The sequence below is a fragment of the Leifsonia sp. Root4 genome (assembly GCF_001425085.1).
Classification (GTDB): Bacteria; Actinomycetota; Actinomycetes; order Actinomycetales; family Microbacteriaceae; genus Microterricola.
The window spans coordinates 36,663-54,806 of the sequence record NZ_LMDN01000005.1; the positions used below are offsets into that span (position 1 = coordinate 36,663).

Consider the following 18,144-nt stretch of genomic DNA (forward strand, 5'->3'; position numbering starts at 1 on the left):
GCCGCGAACGGCATGCAGTGCCGGCCCGGCAATGCAGAACGGGCGGCCTCCCGAAGGATGCCGCCCGTCCTTATGTGCGTGGAGCCTACTGGCCTGCCCAGGTCTCGACGTTGCTGATGGAGACGCTGATCTGCTTGCCGTTCGGGGCGGTGTAGCTGCCGCTCTCGCCGATCCTCATGCCGAGGATCGCTTCGCCGAGCGGACTCTGCGGGCTGTAGACATCGAGCTCGCTGTCGCCGGCGATCTCGCGGTCGCCGATCAGGAAGACGGTCTCGTCGCCGGCGATCACGGCGGTGATGACGGTTCCGGTCTCGACGACGCCCTGGCTCTCGGGGGCGTGGCCGACCTCGGCGCGCTTGAGCAGATCCTTGAGCTGGCGGATCCGGGCCTCCTGCTTGCCCTGCTCGTCTTTGGCGGCGTGGTAGCCGCTGTTCTCCTTGAGGTCGCCCTCTTCGCGAGCGGATTCAATCTTGGAGGCGATCTCCACACGGCCGGTGGTCGAGAGAGCCTCGAGCTCGGCGCTGAGCCGGTCGAATGCCTCTTGTGTCAGCCAGGTGACGCTCGTGTCCTGTGCCATCGCTTCTCCTTGGATTGCGCGACGTGGACTGGGTCACACGATCGCCGTGGATACTGCTCGTGATAAAGCCGACGCCCCGACTGTCAGCCGGGGCGAAACCCCCATTTTAGGTGAGCCAGCAGCGGAAAATCAAGCCTGTGTTGGCGGGCAGCGACGTGCGCACGGTCTCCGTGAACGCCCGCGTGTAGCGATCGGATGCCGGGATATCGACGATCTTCCAGCCGACGACGATGAAGTCCTCGTTGAGCGCCTGCACGGCGCAGCTGGCCTGTTCACCGGCGGGCATCGAGACCTCGTAGTCCACCCGGACGGTCTGATCGTCGACGATGGTGTGCGCGACATCCCGGGCCTCGACCATCGGCTTGCTGCCGTCGAGGCCGGCCCAGACGACCCACGCCACCAGAACGACCGCGAAGACCGCCGCCGAGATGATCAGGATCAGCCGCTCGTTCCGGCCGCGCTTGCGCGTGCGGCCATAGCGCTGATCGAGATCGGTCGGCTGGGCGGGATCGGTGCTCATGCTGCGGGGGCTCCTGCTCGGCGTGGTGGTGTGCCGCTTCCCCTGCCGTGAGGGCGCAGAACGGCGCGGCGGGGGAAGCTGAGTGGCTTAAGCTTGTACGACAAGGCTATCCGGCAATCCTGAGGAGTTCCGCACGTGCACACGACCATTCTGGAGCTCGTGACGCGCTTCGCCCAGGCGAGCAACGACGCCGAGTTCGACCCGGACACGGTCACGCCCGGCATCTGGGGTTTCGTGGCCACGGCGCTCGTCGCCGTCGCGGTCGTCTTCCTCGGCTTCGACATGGTCCGCCGTATCCGCCGCACCAACTACAAGGCCGAGATCAACGAGAAGCTCCAGGCCGAGCTGGCCGCGCGCGACGCAGGGGAGCAGCCGGCAGCGACGGACGCCTCCGCGGACCCGGACGCCCCGGCATCCGGCCCCGACACGAAGCCCTAACCCCCGCAGCCTTCTCTGCAGTCCATGTGACCGCTCGCAGGCGTCAGCCTGCGTGGTAGGCGGGGTTGACCGCGATGATCAGCATCGCCGTCCAGTGGCAGAAGAACGCCAGAACCGTGCAGGCGTGGAAGATCTCGTGGAATCCGAACACACCGGGGATCGGGTTCGGCTTCTTCAGCGCGTAGACGACGGCGCCGCCGCTGTAGAGCAGCCCGCCGACGATGACGAGCACAACCATCGCAACGCTCACGGCGAGAAGGTCGGGGATGTACATCACGGCGGCCCAGCCGAGGGCCAGGTAAAAGAAGACGTAGAGCCAACGCGGCGCATTGATCCAGAACACGCGGAAGCCGATGCCGAGCAGCGCGACGCCCCAGACGATCGCCAGCAGCAGGAAGCCCTTCTCCGGCGGCAGCGCGAGCACGGCCATCGGCGTGTAGGTGTCCGCGATCAGCAGAAAGATGTTGGCGTGGTCGATGCGCTTCAGCAGCAGCTTCGTGCGCGGCTTCCAGTCGAAGCGGTGGTACAGCGCCGAGGTGCCGAAGAGCAGCATCGAGGTGAGCATGAACACCGCGCTCGACCATTTGGCGGCCGGGCCCTGCGCCGCGACGATCAGCACGATTCCGGCCACGATCGTCAGCGGAAAGGTGCCGGCGTGAAGCCAGCCACGCCACGTCGGCTTCACATCGACGGGACTGTCCACGGATGGATCGTGCAGTGTCATGCGCTCAGGATACGACACACATCCCCATCTGAAATGTGGGGGAGCGCAGGCAAGTGCACTAACGTGAATCTGTGCACGACCGCGATGAATCACTGGGCAGGGGCATTCTCTACCGCCTCTACCAAAACCGGCTGCGCCGGGGACTGACTGCGGAGACCCTTCCGCGCCACGTCGCCATGATCATCGACGGTAACCGCCGCTGGGCCAAGCAGCTCGGCTTCGACACCGCAGCCCATGGCCATCGCGCCGGGGCCGCCAAGATGCGCGAGTTCCTGGAATGGTGCGATGATCTGGGGATATCCACGGTCACGCTCTACCTGCTCTCCAGCGACAACCTCAGCAACCGTTCGGGGGAGGAACTCTCGGCGCTGATCGAGATCATCGCCGAACTCGCCGACGACCTCTCCCGCTACCGCGACTGGCGTGTGCAGCACGTCGGTTCCAGCGCCGGCCTGCCCGAGCCCCTGGTTGCCGCGCTGGATGCCGCCCAGGCCCGCACCGCGAGCAAGACGGGCCTGCACGTGAACCTCGCCGTCGGCTACGGCGGGCGCAAGGAGATCACCGACGCCATGCGCAGCATCGTCGCCGATCACCACGCCGGCGGTGGCAGCCTCGAGGACCTCGCGGAGCGGCTCACCCCCGACCTCATCGGCGAACACCTCTACACCGGCGGCCAGCCGGACCCCGACCTCGTGATCCGCACCTCAGGCGAGCAGCGCCTCAGCGACTTCATGCTCTGGCAGAGCGCGCACAGCGAGTTCTACTTCGTCGAGGCGCTCGGACCCGATCTGCGCAAGGTCGACTTCCTGCGCGCCCTCCGTGACTACGCCACGCGCAACCGCCGCTTCGGCGGCTGAACAGCACTCGATCCCGCGCCCCCGCGCAGATCCGAGAGGAACCCATGACCACCTGGCAGCAGTACGTATCCGGCTTCAGCGAGGAGCCCGGTTACCTCGACTACGGGCGGGTCGGGCCGATCTCGGCGACGGCAGCCGCAGAAACGCTCGGCTTCACCGACATCCTCAGCCGCGCCCGCTTCGGCAGCCTGCAGGCGATCGTCGACCAAGATCAGCGCCTGCGTGAGGCAGCCGGCACCCTGCTCGGCCGGCCCGCTGATCAGATCGTGTCGATCCCGAACACGACGACCGGACTGTTGCACGCCATGTTCGGCCTCACCGGCGATGTGCTGCTCTCTCCCGGCGAGTTCCCCAGCCTGCCGATCGCGGCCTCCCGCGCCCACGAGGCGTTGCACGTGACGCGCCCGCTCTGGCTCGAGACCGACCACGGCACGGTGACGCCGGGCCAGATCAAGGCACAGCTCGGCTCGAACACGGCCGCGGTGGCGGTCAGCCTCGTCGACTCGCGCACCGGCTACCTCGCCGACCTCGAAGGCATCCGCCAGGTCATCGGCGACCGTCTGCTCATCGTCGACGCCATCCAAGGCTTCGGCGTTGTGGATGCGCCCTACGAGCTCGCGGATGTCGTCGTCAGCGGCGGCCAGAAGTGGTGCCGCTCCGGCTGGGGCACCGGCGTCATGGCGCTCAGCGAGCGCGCGCTCGGGCGCCTCACGCCCGTCTTCTCCGGCTACACCGGCACAGAGGGCGACGAAGTCTGGGACCAGATCCCGACGCCGCCGCCCAGCACGGGCGCTCGTGCCTTCCGCACGTCCAACCCCGACGGCATCGCGCAGGCTCGCATGGCCGCCGCCCTCGAGGAGATCATCGACGTCGGCGTCTCCGAGATCCACTCTGCGATGGCCACGAACGTCAGCCGCCTGATCGACCTGGCCGACGAGTTCGCAATCCCGGTCGCCTCGTCACGGCACGAACGGGAGCGCGCGGGCATCATCGTGTTGCAGCCGCCGACCGAGCACCTCACCGTGCTCACCGCCTCGCTGTTCAACCACGGCGTCACGGCAACCTCACGCGAGGGGAGCGTGCGCCTCTGCGTGCACGCCGTGCTCGATGAGTCCACGGTCGACATGGTGCGTGGAGCCTTCACCTCCTACGCCAGCGCGGCGGCGTTCTAGCGCCGATCCCGCCGGGGCGTCGCAGCCGTCGCGGACGCCGTCAGCGGCATCCGCCCAGCTGATCTTGGTTTCACCTTGGTAAATCTTGCGCGCCGCAATGGCGTGTCGTTCGCTCTTTCGGCGCAACGGTCGTAGCGTCACTCTCATCAGGCATCGCGCCTGATCGAGACGGCCACATAAGTTCGACTCGGGACCACATGGCCGTATTCGCAAAACTGGGCAGGAATGCCGGGGCGGGAGTGGTTGTGACTTCAGTTCGTCAGAATTCAACGGAACAGCAGGGGCCGGGAGCAGCGGCCAGAGCGGGCGAAGGCCACTCAGATCAGCGCGAACAAGCCGAGCGTATCTATGTATTGGATACCTCGGTTTTGTTGTCTGACCCCTCGTCCATGTTCCGCTTCGCCGAGCACGCCGTCGTTCTGCCGGTGATCGTTGTCGCCGAGCTCGAGGCCAAACGGAACGACCCCGAGATCGGATTCTTCGCCAGGCAGGCGCTCCGCAACCTCGACCAGCTGCGCATCAAGCACGAACGGCTCGACTTCCCGATCCCCGTCGGCGACGGCGGAACGCTGCGCGTCGAACTCAACCATTCGAGCATGGGCATCCTGCCCAGCGGGCTCCAGCTGAACGACAACGACTCGCGCATCCTCGCCGTGGCGATGAACCTCGCCGCAGAGGGCCTCGCCGTGACGGTGGTCTCGAAAGACCTGCCGTTGCGTGTCAAGGCGGCATCCATCGGGCTCGCGGCCGAGGAGTACAAGCACGAACTCGCCGTCGACTCCGGCTGGACCGGGATGGACGAGATCACGCTGAGCGGCGAGCAGATGGCCGCGCTCTATGACAATGAGCGGATGTCGACGCGACTGGTCGGCGACATGCCGGTCAACACCGGGCTCGTCGTGCACTCCGAACGGGGCAGCGCGCTCGGCCGCGTCACCTCGCGCGGTGAGTTCAAGCTCGTCCGCGGCGACCGCGACGTGTTCGGCCTGCACGGCCGCTCGGCGGAGCAGCGTCTGGCAATCGACCTCCTGCTCGACCCGGAGATCGGGATCCTGTCGTTGGGAGGGCGAGCCGGGACGGGGAAGTCGGCGCTCGCACTCTGCGCCGGCCTCGAGGCGGTGCTCGAGCGGCAGCAGCACAAGAAGATCATGGTGTTCCGCCCGCTCTACGCCGTCGGCGGCCAGGAACTCGGCTACCTGCCGGGCGACGCGGCCGAGAAGATGAACCCGTGGGGGCAGGCGGTGTTCGACACCCTCGGCGCCCTCGTCTCCGACAACGTGCTCGAGGAGGTGCTGGACCGGGGCATCCTCGAGGTACTGCCGCTCACGCACATCCGAGGCCGCAGCCTGCATGACGCCTTCGTGATCGTGGACGAGGCGCAGTCGCTCGAGCGCAATGTGCTGCTGACCGTGCTCAGCCGCATCGGACAGAACTCTCGAGTCGTGCTCACCCACGATGTCGCCCAACGCGACAACCTCCGGGTCGGCCGCCACGACGGTGTCGCCAGCGTGATCGAAACGCTCAAGGGCCATGCGCTGTTCGCACACATGACCCTGACCCGATCGGAGCGCTCGGCGATCGCCGCCCTCGTCACCGAGATGCTGGAGGGCAACGAGTTGGCCTAGCAAACAGCCACTTCATCGACGGTGCGCGGCCTGTCGTTCGGGATCCCTGGACGACAGGCCGCGGCGTGTGATGGCCAGGGGATATGGTTCGGAGGGGGAATGGGGGTTGTGCCAATGAGTGATGCGACCGAACGGATGCTGCGACAGCTGCGCCTGGGCTTGGCGCTCGTGATCTGCGCACCCGTGGTCGTGGCGACGATCTGGATGTCGGGTCTCGTGTCCGTCGCCGCCGACAGCGACCTCGTGGCACTCGCGGTGGCTGTGCTCTCGGGTGCGACGGTGCTCGCGCTCGGCATCGGCCTCGTGCTGCTGATCGCGGCCGCCCGCACCGCCAACGCGCAGGCATTGCTCGGGGCGGTGCTCTCGGCACTGGGACTATTCCCGCTCTGCTGCGCACTGCTGCTGCCGCTGGCACTGCCGTCACTGGGCGGTCCCGGCCACGAGATCGCCACCTTCGGAGTGCCGGCGCTGCTCGTGCTGCTCGTCGTCGGTGCGCTGCTCGCGCTGATCGGATTCACCCGTGCGCTGTCCAACGTGCAGCTGCCGGCGCGGCGCGAACACGGGCCGACCACCTCCGCCCAGCGGGCACGCGCGGGTGTCACTGCATTCCTCTGCCTGCTGGTGCTGCTGGCGTTTGGCACCTACGAAACGCTCGTGCTCAGCCCGGAACAGATGGCGCCGGACTACACACTGGCCGAGATCTACGCGATGCTCACGCCAGCCGACCGCGGCTACGGCATTGCCATGGCGCTGATCTGGCTCGTGTTCTGGGTGCTGGCCGCGCTACTGTTTTTCACGCTCTGCCTGCTGCGCGGGCGTCTCGCGCCGCCACTGAACGTGTTGCTCACCCCGCGCCGGGTGCTCATCTACGCGCTGCTTCTCGGCAGCGTAATCCAGTTCTTTCAGGGTTGGTCGGGCTTGTCGCTCGGCATGAGCATCTCCGACACTGTGCCGCCGATGGTGGGCGGGCGCTCCTGGCAGGGGCAGCTGCTGACCGTTGCCGGGGCGGCGATGTTCGTGGCTGGCGTGCTGGTAGCGCTCGCGCCCGGCCGTGCTCGGCCCCTGGCACCCACGACATCCGCCGCCCCCGCCTCGCGATCCGCGTAGCCACCGCTTCCGTGCTCTGCGCCACTTCGTGCGGTTGGGCGCCACATCCGGTGGCGCGGAGCCGCATCAGGTGGTGCAGAGGCGCGCCCGACCAGGATGCCAGAGCAAGCCGCAACGCGAAACGCGCCGCCCACGAGATCGTGGACGGCGCGTCGGGTGCTGCGTGTGCAGAGTGACTAGCCGGGGGTCGTCATGCTCAGCAGGTCGAGCGAGGAGTCCAGCTGCTCGAGCGTGATCGCACCGCGCTCGACGTAGCCGAGCTCGATCACGGCCTCGCGCACGGTGACACCCTGCTTCACGGAGTACTTGGCGATCTTCGCCGCCTCCTCGTAGCCGATGATCTTGTTCAGCGGCGTCACGATCGACGGGGACATGCCGGCGAGGGCGGCGGCTCGCTCGAGGTTGGCCTCAAGGCCGTCGACGGTCTTGTCGGCGAGCACGCGGGCGGCGTTGCCGAGCAGTCGGATCGACTCGAGCAGCGCGGTGCCCATGACGGGGATCTGCACGTTGAGCTCGAAGGAACCCGATGCACCGCCCCAGGCGATGGCCGCGTCGTTGCCGATCACGCGCGAGCAGACCATGAGCACGGCCTCGGGGATGACGGGGTTGACCTTGCCGGGCATGATCGAGGAGCCCGGCTGCAGGTCGGGGATGTTCAGTTCGCCGAAACCGGTGTTCGGGCCTGAGCCCATCCATCGGATGTCGTTGCAGATCTTGGTGAGGCTGACGGCGATGGTGCGGAGGGCGCCGGATGCATCGACGAGGCCGTCGCGGTTGGCCTGGGCCTCGAAGTGGTCCTTCGCCTCCGTGATCGGCAGCTCGGTCTCGGCGGTGAGCAATTCGAGCACGAGCTGCGGGAAGCCGAGCGGCGTGTTGATGCCGGTGCCGACGGCGGTGCCGCCGAGCGGGACCTCTGCGACGCGGGGGAGGGCGGAGCGCACGCGCTCGATGCCGAGGCGCATCTGGCGCGCGTAGCCGCCGAACTCCTGGCCGAGGGTGACGGGGGTCGCGTCCATCAGGTGGGTGCGGCCGGCCTTGACGGCGGTCGCCCACAGCTCGGCCTTCGCCTCAAGGGAGACGGCGAGGTGATCGAGCGCCGGGATGAGCTCGTCGATGAGCGCGCCGGTGACGGCGATGTGCACCGAGGTGGGGAACACGTCGTTGGAAGACTGCGAGGCGTTCACGTGGTCGTTCGGGTGCACCGGGCTGCCGAGACGCGCGGTGGCCAGGCTCGCCAGCACCTCGTTCATGTTCATGTTCGAGGAGGTTCCGGAGCCGGTCTGGTAGACGTCGATCGGGAACTGCTCGTGGTGACCGCCCTCGATGACCTCGTCCGCTGCCGAGGCGATGGCGTCGGCGATGCCCTGGTCGAGGCGTCCGAGCTGCGCGTTGGCGAGTGCCGCCGACTTCTTGATGCGCGCCAGTGCGACGATCTGGGCCGACTCCAATGTCGACCCCGAGATCGGGAAGTTCTCAACGGCACGCTGCGTCTGTGCGCTGTAGAGCGCGTTCGCGGGAACGCGCACCTCGCCCATGGTGTCGTGTTCGATGCGGAATTCCGCGTCAGCTGAGTTGCTCACGGTTGCCCTTTCGGTGTGATGGTGTGAGGCGGTTATTGCCGCCGGTAATGGAGAAGATGTGGAGGCGTGAAGAGCGGATGCCGCTCAGACGACGCCGACGATCACGTCGGTCTCTGCGCGGCCCTCGAGGAGGCGGTAGTTGGCGCCGACGACGGCGAGGGTGCCGGCCGCGACGGCATCGCTGATCATCTCGGAGGAGGCGATCAGCTCGGCCACGGTGTCGCGGAGGTGTTCGCGCCCGACGAAGCCGGCGTCGACCTGTTTGGCGTTGGTGATCTCGCGGTTGCCGGTGACGCGCTGCACCGCGGGAACGATCTTCTGCACGAGGCCGTCGATGTAGTGCGGCAGCGGTGCGGCATCCGGAAGACGGGACTCGATCGCCGCCTGCACAGCGCCGCAGGAGTCATGGCCGAGCACGACAATGAGCGGAACGTGCAGCACTCCGACGGCGTACTCGAGGGATCCGATGATGGAATCGCCGATCACCTGGCCGGCGTTGCGCACAACGAAAAGGTCGCCGAGGCCGACGTCGAAGATGATCTCGGCGGCGAGGCGGGAGTCGGCGCAACCGAAGAGCGCAGCGCGGGGGCCCTGAGCCTTCGCCAGGGAGCGTCGGCTGGCGACATCCTGGTGCGGGTGCAGGGGGGCGCCGGCGACGAAGCGCTCGTTGCCCGCGCGCATCTCTGCCCACGCCTCGGCGGGGGTCAGGTTTGGAGAGGTTGCGTGCGTGGCGGTTGTGCTGGCAACGGTCATCGAGCGTCCTCCTGTGCGGCCCGCACATCGGGGGCCAGTTCTTGGGCAATGGTGTCGAACACCTCGGGCGAGGGCTCGCCGAGCATCACGATGGTGCTCGGACCGGCCTCGGTGACGAGGGCGTAGTGGAAAAGCCCGCGGTCCTCGACGGGCTTCGGGTTCGAGTAGACATCCCACTCGATGCCGTCCACCGTGACGGTGGACACGGGATCGGTGCCGTCGACCAGGCCGGAGAGCCAGCTGGCGTCCGCGTCGATGGCCTGGTGGATGCCGACGTACTGCTTCTCGGGGCTGATCAGTCCGACGTACCAGCTGGTGATGCCGGCCTTATTGGTGCTGAGCGTCGCCGAATTCGAGGTCCACCCGAGGGGGAGTTCCGGATCGACGAGCGTCACATCGACGGAGGGCTGCACCGCGGCGGCGGCGGCCGACCAGTCGATGTCCCGTTCGATCGGCTTGTCGCTGCGCGGCACGATCAGCACGATCACGACGACAACGGCGAGGGTCGCGAGCAGCGACAGCACGAGGTTGTTGATCGTCTGCTTCGCGCGGTGCTTGCGAGAATTCTCGGCCTTGCGCGCCGCGGTCTCCTCCGGAGTCTCCGGGCGACCGAGCTCGGCGACGACGCGGGGCGCCTTGCCCGGCTGCTTCATGGTCGGCACGCTCATTCGGCGGATGCCGCGGCTTCTGCCCCGGCCCTGGCCGCCTCGAGGCGCGCCTTGGCCCCGATCAACCACTCTTCGCAGCGACGCGCCAACGCTTCACCGCGCTCCCAGAGGGCGAGGGACTGTTCCAGCGTCGAGGAACCCTGTTCGAGTTCGCTGACGACACGGATCAGTTCATCGCGCGCCTGCTCATAGCTCAGTTCTGCGAGGTCATCGTTCACGGGCATGTCTCGATTCTACGCGGCAACACTGTGCTCACCGTCCGCGGCCGCAGAGCGCTCAGCGGCGCTCCGTCTGGCCCGTCGACCGCGCCGTCACGGCGCCGCTCGAGAGGGTGAGGCGCAGCTCTGTGCCCTCGGGTGCCTGTGCCGCTTCCCGCAGCACTCCGCCGTCCGGCAGCTGCACGATCGCATAGCCGCGGTCGAGGGTTGCCTGCGGCGAGAGCGCACGCAACTGGGAGCGCAACTCAGCGGTCTGGTCGCCTGCCCGTTCGAGGCGGCGTTCGACCAGCTCGACGCCGCGCGCGACGAAGCGCGTCAGGTCCTGAGCGCGGGAGTCGAAGATCCACGCCGTGTCCGCGAGCACGGGCCGGCTGCGCAGTTGCGAGAGCCGGTCGATCTCGGCCGCGAGGATACCGGTGAGGCGGGTTCCGATGCGGGCACGGGCCTGCTGCACCCTGGCCAGCTCCTCTGCGACATCCGGCACGACGCGCTTGGCGGCATCGGTCGGCGTCGACGCCCGGAGGTCCGCGACCTCATCGAGCAGGGGGCGGTCGGCCTCGTGCCCGATTGCGCTGACGATCGGGGTCCGCGCCGCTGCGGCGGCGCGCACGACGCGCTCGTCGCTGAAGCCGAGCAGGTTCTGGAAGTCACCGCCGCCGCGCGCGACGATGATCACGTCGACCTCTGGGTCGGCGTCGAGTCTCTCGATCGCGGCCGCGACCTCGCCCACCGAACGGTCGCCCTGCACCGCAGCGTGCACGACGCGGAAGTTCACGGCCGGCCAGCGCAGCTGGGCATTGCGGATGACGTCTTTCTCGGCATCCGAATCTTTGCCCGTGATCAGGCCGATGCAGTGTGGCAGGAACGGCAGCGGCCGCTTGCGCGAGACGTCGAAGAGGCCCTCGGCGGCGAGCTGCTTGCGGAGGCGTTCGAGGCGCTCCAGCAGATCGCCGAGGCCGACGTGGCGCAGCTCGAACACCTGCATGGTGAGCGTTCCGCCCTTGACCCAGTAATTCGGCTTGACGAGGGCGATCACGCGGTCGCCCTGCTTGAAGTCGGCGTCGAGCTTGGCGCGCACCGACGACCAGACGTTGAAGCTGACAGTCGCGTCTTCGTTCAGGTCCTTGAGCTTGCCGTAGACATTGCCGCCGGAGACGCCCCACTGCGTGATCTCGCCCTCGACCCACGCCGTGCCGAGCCGCTCGATGTACCCGCGGATCTTCTGCGAGAGCACGGCGACCGGCCACGGGGCATCGAGGGTGGGTGTTGCATCGCTCACGCGCGGATCCTCCAGAAACCTCGACGGCGCGCACCACCGGGGTGCGGCGCTTCTTCACAGGCTCCCAGCCTAGACTTGGGCTGTGACGATTAAGACGGATGCCCCCACCATCGGCCTCGGGATGCCCCGCATTCCCAGCCGCCGCGGGCACTTGAAAAACAATCCTGTGTCCGGTGAGAAGAAGGTCCTGCTCGCCGCCCCGCGCGGGTACTGTGCCGGCGTTGACCGGGCCGTGATTGCCGTCGAGAAGGCGCTCGAGCACTACGGGGCCCCCGTCTACGTGCGCAAGCAGATCGTGCACAACATCCACGTCGTGACCGAACTCGAGGCGCTCGGCGCCATCTTCGTCGAAGAGGTCGACGAGGTCCCGAGGGGATCACACCTCGTCTTCAGCGCGCACGGCGTCTCGCCGGCCGTCGTCAACGCCGCCGCCGACCGCGGCCTGCAGGCCATCGACGCGACCTGCCCGCTGGTCACCAAGGTGCACCGCGAGGCCGTGCGCTTCGCCCGAGACGACTTCGAGATCTTGTTGATCGGGCACGAAGGGCATGAGGAGGTCGAGGGCACGGCAGGCGAGGCGCCTGACCACGTGACGATCGTGAACAGCCCGGACGATGTCGAGAACATCGAGGTCAAGGATCCCGACAAGGTCGTCTGGCTCTCGCAGACCACGCTCAGCGTCGACGAGACCATGGAGACGGTCCGCCGACTCCGGGAGAAGTTCCCCAAGCTGCAGGACCCGCCCAGCGACGACATCTGCTACGCCACGCAGAACCGCCAGGTGGCCATCAAGAAGGTCGCCCGCGACGCGGAACTCGTGATCGTCGTCGGCTCGGCCAACAGCTCCAACAGTGTGCGCCTGGTTGAGGTCGCACTCGAGTACGGTGCCTCGGCCGCCTACCGTGTCGACTACGCCAGCGAGGTCAAGCAGGAATGGCTCGACGGTGTCGCAACGGTCGGCGTCACCAGCGGCGCCTCCGTGCCGGACGAACTCGTGCAGGAACTGCTGCGTGATCTGGCGGATGCCGGCTACGGCACGGTGCAGGAAGTCAAGACGGCGGAGGAAGACCTGATCTTCAGCCTGCCGAAGGAGCTCCGCACGGGGCGCTCGGGCAAGCAGGACCCGCGGGCGCTCGGCGGGCGCAACACCCCCGCAGTCGACTCTGACTGCAACACCAAGTAACCCGACCCGCTAGTTCGGCTCGTGCCAGCCGTCCCCGTGTGACCAGCTGACGGCGGTGGGGCGGATCTCGATCGTGCCCCACTGCGCGGCCGGGCATTTCTCCGCCCAGCCGAGTGCGGCAGCCGGGTCGTGTGCGTCGATCACGAAGAAGCCGCCCAGTTTCTCGGGATCATCGCTGAGCACGCCGACCAGGTCTTCGCGCTGCCCGCTGCGCACCCGGTAGATCGCCGACTCGGATGACGGTTGCAGCACCTCGGCCGCAATCAGGATTCCGGCGTCATCCAGTTCTCTGCCGTAGCGGTCGAAGGCATCGCGCCATGGCGCCATGTCTTCCTCGCTGAGACCGGTGTCGCCTTGTTCCGCGTAGTACATCAACAGCGTGAATCGCATGGGGATCGCCTCCGTGCCCCCGATTGTGCCACCCGCATGAGTCGAATGCCAGCGCTCGGAGGTTCGAACGCCGAACTCGGAGAAACGGCCCCCTCCCGAGCGGGGAGGGGGCCGTTTCCACAGCGTCGACGCGCTGCCAGGTCAGACGGCGCCCGGAAGCTGCATGAGCAGTGGGTCGCTGGCCGCCACCATCGAGACGACGACGAACAGCAGGATGACCGACAGCACGCCGCCGGCCAGCGGCACCCAGAAGGCACGTCGGGCGTGCTGCATCCGAAGCACCGCCCAGATGGCCGTGGCCACCCAGAGCACCCCCTGCACGACATTGCCGATCAGGATGGTGCGCATGTCGGATTCGCTGGCGACATAGTCGGCCAGCCCCTGCTGGGTGTGCAGCAGCTGCAGCGCCTCGGGGATGGACGACAGCGTATTGATCGCCATCCACAGGCCGAAAAGGCCGAAGATCAGCAGTGCGATCGTGATGCGTCGGTCCGTGCGCAGTGCCTCAGCCGGTGTGCGGGGCGCGGTCGGTGCGGCGAGCCCGGCCGACGGAGGGCCGGTGGGCGCCGGGTTCCAAGGCGCAGCCGATGCGGCCGGCGGTGCCGCGGCGGGTGCCGCCGGTTCGCTGGGGGCCGGAGGCGCTGGCGGCTTCCATTCCCAGCCCTCTGGCGCGAGTTCGCCATAGCGAGGACGAGGCCGCTCGTCGGCCCTCGAAGTCTCTGGCTTCGATCCTTCAGGGCTGGCGGCGGCCTCGTTCTCAGTCATGACGATTCGACTAGCTGTTCGAGTGACCGTAGGAGCCGAGCTGCTTCGTCGACTCGAGGACGCGGGCGGCCATGGCGGTCTCGGCGACCTTGCCCCAGGCGCGGGGGTCGTAGAGCTTCTTGTTTCCGACCTCACCGTCGACCTTGAGCACGCCGTCGTAGTTCTTCAGCATGTAGTCGGCGATTGCACGGGTGTAGGCGTACTGGGTGTCGGTGTCGATGTTCATCTTGATGACACCGTTGGCGACGGCCTCGGCGATCTCGGCATCGGTCGAGCCCGATCCACCGTGGAAGACGAGGTCGAGGGGCAGCGCGCCGGTGCCGTACTTGGCCTGGATGCCGTCCTGGATCTCCTTGAGCAGGGCGGGGCGCAGCTGCACGTTGCCCGGCTTGTACACGCCGTGCACGTTGCCGAAGGTGAGAGCCGACATGTAGCGGCCGTTCTCGCCGAGGCCGAGGGCCTCGACCGTCGCGATGGCGTCGTCGAGGGTCGTGTACAGGCTGTCGTTGATGTCGTGGCTGACACCGTCTTCTTCGCCGCCGACGACGCCGATCTCGACCTCGAGGATCGCGTTGATGGCCTTGAGGCGGGGGAGGATCTGCTGGGCGATCTCGAGGTTCTCGGTCAGCGGCACGGCCGAGCCGTCCCACATGTGGGACTGGAAGATCGGGTTGCCACCGGCTGCGACGGCCTCTTCGGATGCGGCGATCAGCGGCATCACGAAGTCATCGAGGGCGTTCTTCGGGCAGTGGTCGGTGTGCAGAGCAACCGTGATGGGGTAGTTGTCGGCAACGGCGTGCACGAACTTGGCCATGGCCAGGGCGCCAGCGGCGCGGTTCTTCACGGTGTGGCCGGCGAAGTAGTCTGCACCGCCGGTGGTGACCTGGATGATGCCGTCGGAGCCGGCCTCGGTGAGTCCCTGCAGCACGGAGTTGATCGTCTGCGAGGAGGAGACGTTGAAGGCCGGGTAGGCGAAGCCCTTGTCCTTGGCCTTGTCCAGCATTGCGGCGTACTGCTCGGGGGTTGCGATGGGCATGGAAGCTCCTTGGCGTTGATCTTGGGTGTGAGGAAAGTCTATCCAGCCGAGGGCCCTCTGCACATTTGCTCAGCGCCGAGCGTGGCCGCCGCACGAAGGTGCAGCGGTTTCTTGCCTGATCCGTTAAGGAATGCGATTCTTTCGCGATATTTCGGCGAGTTTCTTGCGACGGGCGCGGGCACGCTGCCTACGCTGAAATTGGCGGCCCGTTCAGGCCGCTGTAAGCGCGCAGGACTGCGCCGACGGCCATTCAACCCGCGTCCGGGAGGACCCACCATGATGAGCACCGACACCTCCAGCCTTTACCGCCACCCCGACCGCAACTTCGCGATGGAGCTGGTGCGGGCAACGGAGGCGGCCGCGATCCGCGCCGTGCCGTGGATCGGGCGGGGCGACAAGCTCGGCGCCGATGGGGCGGCGGTCGACGCGATGCGCGCGTTCCTCGGAACGGTCAGCTTCGACGGCGTCGTCGTCATCGGCGAGGGCGAGAAGGATGCCGCCCCCATGCTCTACAACGGGGAACGCGTCGGCAACGGCCGCGGCCCGGCCTGCGACATCGCGGTCGACCCCATCGACGGCACGAGCCTCACCGCCGCCGGTCGGCAGAATGCGCTCTCCGTGATCGCCGTCTCGGACCGCGGCACCATGCTCGACGCCTCGAGCGTGTTCTACATGGACAAGATCGTGACGGGCCCGGAGGGAATCGGTGTCATCGACATCCGCCGCCCCATCGCCGACAATATCCACGCCCTGGCCAAGGCCAAGAACATTGACGTCGGCGACATGCGGGTCGCCGTGCTCGACCGCCCGCGGCACGAACAGCTCATCGCCGAGATCCGCGAGGCCGGAGCCGGCACCCGGTTGATGAGCGACGGCGATGTCGCTGGCGGCATCAACGCCGCCCGCTACGACTCCCGCATCGACATGTGCGTGGGCATCGGCGGCAGTCCTGAGGGCATCACAACCGCCTGCGCGATCAAGGCGATCGGCGGATTCATGCAGACCCGCATGGCGCCGAAGGATGCCGCAGAGCGCGCCCGCGGCGAGGCGGCCGGCCTCGACTGCGACCGCATCTACGAGGTCGACGACCTGGTGCAGGGCGGCAACACCTTCTTCGTCGCCACGGGCGTGACCGACGGCGGGCTGCTCGCCGGGCCGCGCAAGATCGGCCGCACGCACATCCGCACCGAGAGCATCATCCTGCGCGCGAAGTCGGGCACGATCCGCCGCGTGACCGCCGACCACCTCGTTTCGAAGTGGCAGTAACCCGCACCGTCTGAGTGGCGCCCGCTGGTTGAGCTTGTCGAAACCTGGATTTCGACAAGCGCAATCGGCGGGCGCTCGTTGCTCAATCGGCGGGAGTGGCCAACCGGCGGCAGTGGGCTGCTCGACCGGCGGACCGGACTCCGCCCGCTACGCCGCGACCAGCTCGAGGCCGTGCGCCGCGGCGACGGCCGCGTTCACGACCTGGCCGCCCCGCACGTTGACACCGAGCGCGAGGGCGGGGTCGGAAGCGACCGCGCCCTCCCAGCCGCGGTCGGCGATGGCGACGGCGTAGGGGAGCGTCACATTGGTCAGCGCGATCGTCGAGGTCTGCGGCACGGCACCGGGCATGTTCGCGACGCAGTAGTACGTGGAGTTGTGCACGCGGAAGACCGGCTCGTCGTGCGTCGTCGGGCGCGAGCCCTCGAAGCAGCCGCCCTGGTCGATGGCGATGTCGACGAGCACCGAGCCGGGCTTCATCGACGCGACCATCGCGTCGGTCACGAGCTTGGGTGCTGCGGCCCCCGGGACGAGCACGGAGCCGATCACGAGGTCGGCCTCGGCCAGCAGTGCGGCGATCTCGAACGCGCTCGAGCGACGGGTGTCGACGCGCCCGCCGAAGTGGGCGTCGAGCTGGCGGAGCCGGGGCACCGAGATGTCGACGACGGTCACGTGCGCCTGGAGGCCGACGGCCATGGCGGCAGCGTGCTCACCGGCGACGCCGCCGCCGATCACGACGACATTGCCGCGCGGAGTTCCCGGCACGCCGCCGAGCAGAAGTCCGCGTCCGCCAGCGGGGCGGAGCAGCTCCTGTGCGCCGGCCTGCACCGAGAGGCGCCCGGCGATCTCACTCATCGGGGAGAGCAGCGGCAGGGAGCGGTCGGGCAGCTGCACGGTCTCGTAGGCGATGGCGGTGGCGCCGGATGCGATGAGCGCCTCGGTGAGTGGCCGGTCGGCCGCGAGGTGCAGATAGGTGAACAAGACCTGCCCGTCTCTGATCAGCGGGTACTCGCTCGCGACGGGCTCCTTGACCTTCAGGATGAGCTCGGCTGCGGCCCAGACATCGCTCGCGGCCTGGACGATCTCGGCGCCGGCGATGGAGTACTCCTCGTCGCTGAACGACGAGCCGGCCCCAGCCCCGCTCTGCACGAGCACGCGGTGCCCGCGGCTGACGAGTTCATTCACCCCGGAGGGCGTCGCCGCGACCCGGAATTCGTTGTTCTTGATTTCAGTGGGAACTCCGACGAGCATCCGTGTCTCCTTCGACGTGCTGCGGTTGGGGGAAAGTGCGTTGACTATTTGCCCACGGATGCGAGCTGCGCACAAGAAATCCGTATTATCGAACAGGAATCAGCGTTCTGCTGTGCAAAAATTCGGTAGGAGGTGCCGAGATGGCCCGTGTGCAGAATGATTCCCCCGAGTTCGTCACGCTCGATGACACCGATCGCTTGCTCATCGCCGCGCTGCGCGAGAACAGCCGCGTCCCCAACAACCGCTTGGCCGAGATCGCCGGGATCTCGCCGTCGACGTGCCTGCAGCGCGTGCGCGCGCTGGTCGACACCGGCGTCCTCCGGCGCTTCACCGTGGACGTCGACGCGGACGCGCTCGGCTTCGGGATGCAGGCCCTGGTCTCGGTGCGCATCCGCCCCGGGGCCCGGGACCGGCTGGACACGTTCGCCGAGCAGCTGCGGGAGCTGCCGCAGGTGGCGCAGTACTTCTATCTCGCCGGCGCGGAGGACTTCGTCATCCACTTCCGCGGGCGCAACACCCAGGACCTCCGCGACTTCGTGACCGACCACCTCTCGACCCAGCCGATCGTCGCGTCGACGAACACGAGCGTGATCTTCGATCACGAGTACGGGCCGCTGCGCGGCTGACGGGGCGAACCCCGCACGGTGAGGAAACCCAGCTGGTTGAGCCTGTCGAAACCCCGGTGGTTGAGCCTGTCGAAACCTCGTTGGTTGAGCCTGTCGAAACCTGTTTTCGACA

The 18,144-nt window shown here is 67.8% G+C and carries 20 protein-coding genes; 8 read left to right on the top strand and 12 right to left on the bottom strand.

Annotated elements, in window-relative coordinates; all coding sequences use genetic code 11:
* Positions 1 to 85: 85 nt before the first annotated feature.
* Both greA and ASC66_RS15940 read right to left on the bottom strand, forming a co-directional pair.
* Positions 86 to 577: a transcription elongation factor GreA gene (gene greA, locus ASC66_RS15935; protein ID WP_055841900.1), complete on the bottom strand. Its 492-nt coding sequence runs from the start codon at positions 575 to 577 to the stop codon at positions 86 to 88.
* A gap of 106 nt (positions 578 to 683) precedes the next feature.
* On the bottom strand, positions 684 to 1,097 hold the full coding sequence (locus ASC66_RS15940) for a DUF4307 domain-containing protein (RefSeq protein ID WP_055841904.1): 414 nt from the start codon (positions 1,095 to 1,097) through the stop codon (positions 684 to 686).
* Between the two features lie 135 nt (positions 1,098 to 1,232).
* Here ASC66_RS15940 and ASC66_RS15945 point away from each other — a divergent pair, with 135 nt between their 5' ends.
* Positions 1,233 to 1,535, top strand: coding sequence for a hypothetical protein (locus ASC66_RS15945; RefSeq protein ID WP_055841907.1), 303 nt, complete (start codon positions 1,233 to 1,235; stop codon positions 1,533 to 1,535).
* Positions 1,536 to 1,578: 43 nt separating this feature from the next.
* Here ASC66_RS15945 and trhA read toward each other — a convergent pair whose 3' ends face one another.
* Positions 1,579 to 2,259 carry a PAQR family membrane homeostasis protein TrhA gene (gene trhA, locus ASC66_RS15950; protein ID WP_055841910.1) on the bottom strand — a complete coding sequence of 227 codons (681 nt, stop codon included), beginning with the start codon at positions 2,257 to 2,259 and terminating at the stop codon, positions 1,579 to 1,581.
* A 71-nt stretch (positions 2,260 to 2,330) separates the two neighbouring features.
* Here trhA and ASC66_RS15955 point away from each other — a divergent pair, with 71 nt between their 5' ends.
* The 4 genes from ASC66_RS15955 (at position 2,331) to ASC66_RS15970 (ending at position 7,020) form a co-directional block, all read left to right on the top strand.
* A complete protein-coding gene (locus ASC66_RS15955; protein WP_055841912.1) occupies positions 2,331 to 3,116 on the top strand; it encodes an isoprenyl transferase in 786 nt (261 codons plus the stop codon).
* Positions 3,117 to 3,160: 44 nt separating this feature from the next.
* Positions 3,161 to 4,288 carry an aminotransferase class V-fold PLP-dependent enzyme gene (locus ASC66_RS15960; RefSeq protein ID WP_055841915.1) on the top strand — a complete coding sequence of 376 codons (1,128 nt, stop codon included), beginning with the start codon at positions 3,161 to 3,163 and terminating at the stop codon, positions 4,286 to 4,288.
* A gap of 197 nt (positions 4,289 to 4,485) precedes the next feature.
* Positions 4,486 to 5,913, top strand: coding sequence for an RNA 5'-3' helicase PhoH2 (gene phoH2 / locus ASC66_RS15965; RefSeq protein WP_082492427.1), 1,428 nt, complete (start codon positions 4,486 to 4,488; stop codon positions 5,911 to 5,913).
* Positions 5,914 to 6,027: 114 nt separating this feature from the next.
* Entirely contained in the window at positions 6,028 to 7,020 is a 993-nt protein-coding gene (locus tag ASC66_RS15970) for a hypothetical protein (RefSeq protein ID WP_157509829.1), read from the top strand.
* Positions 7,021 to 7,196: 176 nt separating this feature from the next.
* On the opposite strand, the gene ASC66_RS15975 is transcribed toward ASC66_RS15970, so the two are convergent.
* The 5 genes from ASC66_RS15975 to xseA all read right to left on the bottom strand — a co-directional run bounded on the left by ASC66_RS15975 (position 7,197) and on the right by xseA (position 11,518).
* Positions 7,197 to 8,600, bottom strand: coding sequence for a class II fumarate hydratase (locus ASC66_RS15975; RefSeq protein ID WP_082492428.1), 1,404 nt, complete (start codon positions 8,598 to 8,600; stop codon positions 7,197 to 7,199).
* An 84-nt stretch (positions 8,601 to 8,684) separates the two neighbouring features.
* Complete coding sequence (locus ASC66_RS15980; protein WP_055841924.1) at positions 8,685 to 9,353, bottom strand: carbonic anhydrase; 669 nt, start codon at positions 9,351 to 9,353, stop codon at positions 8,685 to 8,687.
* Positions 9,350 to 10,021, bottom strand: coding sequence for a DUF4245 domain-containing protein (locus tag ASC66_RS15985; RefSeq protein WP_082492429.1), 672 nt, complete (start codon positions 10,019 to 10,021; stop codon positions 9,350 to 9,352). Before ASC66_RS15985 ends, ASC66_RS15980 begins: the two co-directional genes overlap by 4 nt.
* Positions 10,018 to 10,245, bottom strand: coding sequence for an exodeoxyribonuclease VII small subunit (locus ASC66_RS15990; protein WP_055841930.1), 228 nt, complete (start codon positions 10,243 to 10,245; stop codon positions 10,018 to 10,020). Before ASC66_RS15990 ends, ASC66_RS15985 begins: the two co-directional genes overlap by 4 nt.
* 52 nt (positions 10,246 to 10,297) lie before the next feature.
* Positions 10,298 to 11,518, bottom strand: coding sequence for an exodeoxyribonuclease VII large subunit (xseA, locus tag ASC66_RS15995; protein ID WP_353612535.1), 1,221 nt, complete (start codon positions 11,516 to 11,518; stop codon positions 10,298 to 10,300).
* Between the two features lie 121 nt (positions 11,519 to 11,639).
* Between xseA and ASC66_RS16000 the strand changes: the two genes are divergently transcribed.
* Positions 11,640 to 12,701, top strand: coding sequence for a 4-hydroxy-3-methylbut-2-enyl diphosphate reductase (locus tag ASC66_RS16000; protein ID WP_082492430.1), 1,062 nt, complete (start codon positions 11,640 to 11,642; stop codon positions 12,699 to 12,701).
* Between the two features lie 9 nt (positions 12,702 to 12,710).
* Here the strand turns inward: ASC66_RS16000 and ASC66_RS16005 are convergent, their stop codons facing one another.
* From ASC66_RS16005 to fbaA, 3 genes are all read right to left on the bottom strand, one after another.
* Positions 12,711 to 13,091, bottom strand: coding sequence for a YciI family protein (locus tag ASC66_RS16005; RefSeq protein WP_082492431.1), 381 nt, complete (start codon positions 13,089 to 13,091; stop codon positions 12,711 to 12,713).
* A gap of 141 nt (positions 13,092 to 13,232) precedes the next feature.
* Entirely contained in the window at positions 13,233 to 13,856 is a 624-nt protein-coding gene (locus ASC66_RS16010; RefSeq protein WP_055841938.1) for a DUF6264 family protein, read from the bottom strand.
* Positions 13,857 to 13,866: 10 nt separating this feature from the next.
* Positions 13,867 to 14,892 carry a class II fructose-bisphosphate aldolase gene (fbaA, locus tag ASC66_RS16015; RefSeq protein WP_055841941.1) on the bottom strand — a complete coding sequence of 342 codons (1,026 nt, stop codon included), beginning with the start codon at positions 14,890 to 14,892 and terminating at the stop codon, positions 13,867 to 13,869.
* Positions 14,893 to 15,168: 276 nt separating this feature from the next.
* On the opposite strand from fbaA, the gene glpX reads away from it, so the two are divergent.
* Positions 15,169 to 16,158 carry a class II fructose-bisphosphatase gene (gene glpX / locus ASC66_RS16020; protein ID WP_055841944.1) on the top strand — a complete coding sequence of 330 codons (990 nt, stop codon included), beginning with the start codon at positions 15,169 to 15,171 and terminating at the stop codon, positions 16,156 to 16,158.
* Positions 16,159 to 16,305: 147 nt separating this feature from the next.
* Here glpX and ald read toward each other — a convergent pair whose 3' ends face one another.
* Positions 16,306 to 17,406 (bottom strand): alanine dehydrogenase, encoded by a 1,101-nt coding sequence (gene ald, locus ASC66_RS16025; RefSeq protein ID WP_055841947.1) that lies wholly within the window; start codon positions 17,404 to 17,406, stop codon positions 16,306 to 16,308.
* A 140-nt stretch (positions 17,407 to 17,546) separates the two neighbouring features.
* On the opposite strand from ald, the gene ASC66_RS16030 reads away from it, so the two are divergent.
* On the top strand, positions 17,547 to 18,032 hold the full coding sequence (locus tag ASC66_RS16030) for an Lrp/AsnC family transcriptional regulator (protein WP_055841949.1): 486 nt from the start codon (positions 17,547 to 17,549) through the stop codon (positions 18,030 to 18,032).
* Positions 18,033 to 18,144: the final 112 nt, after the last annotated feature.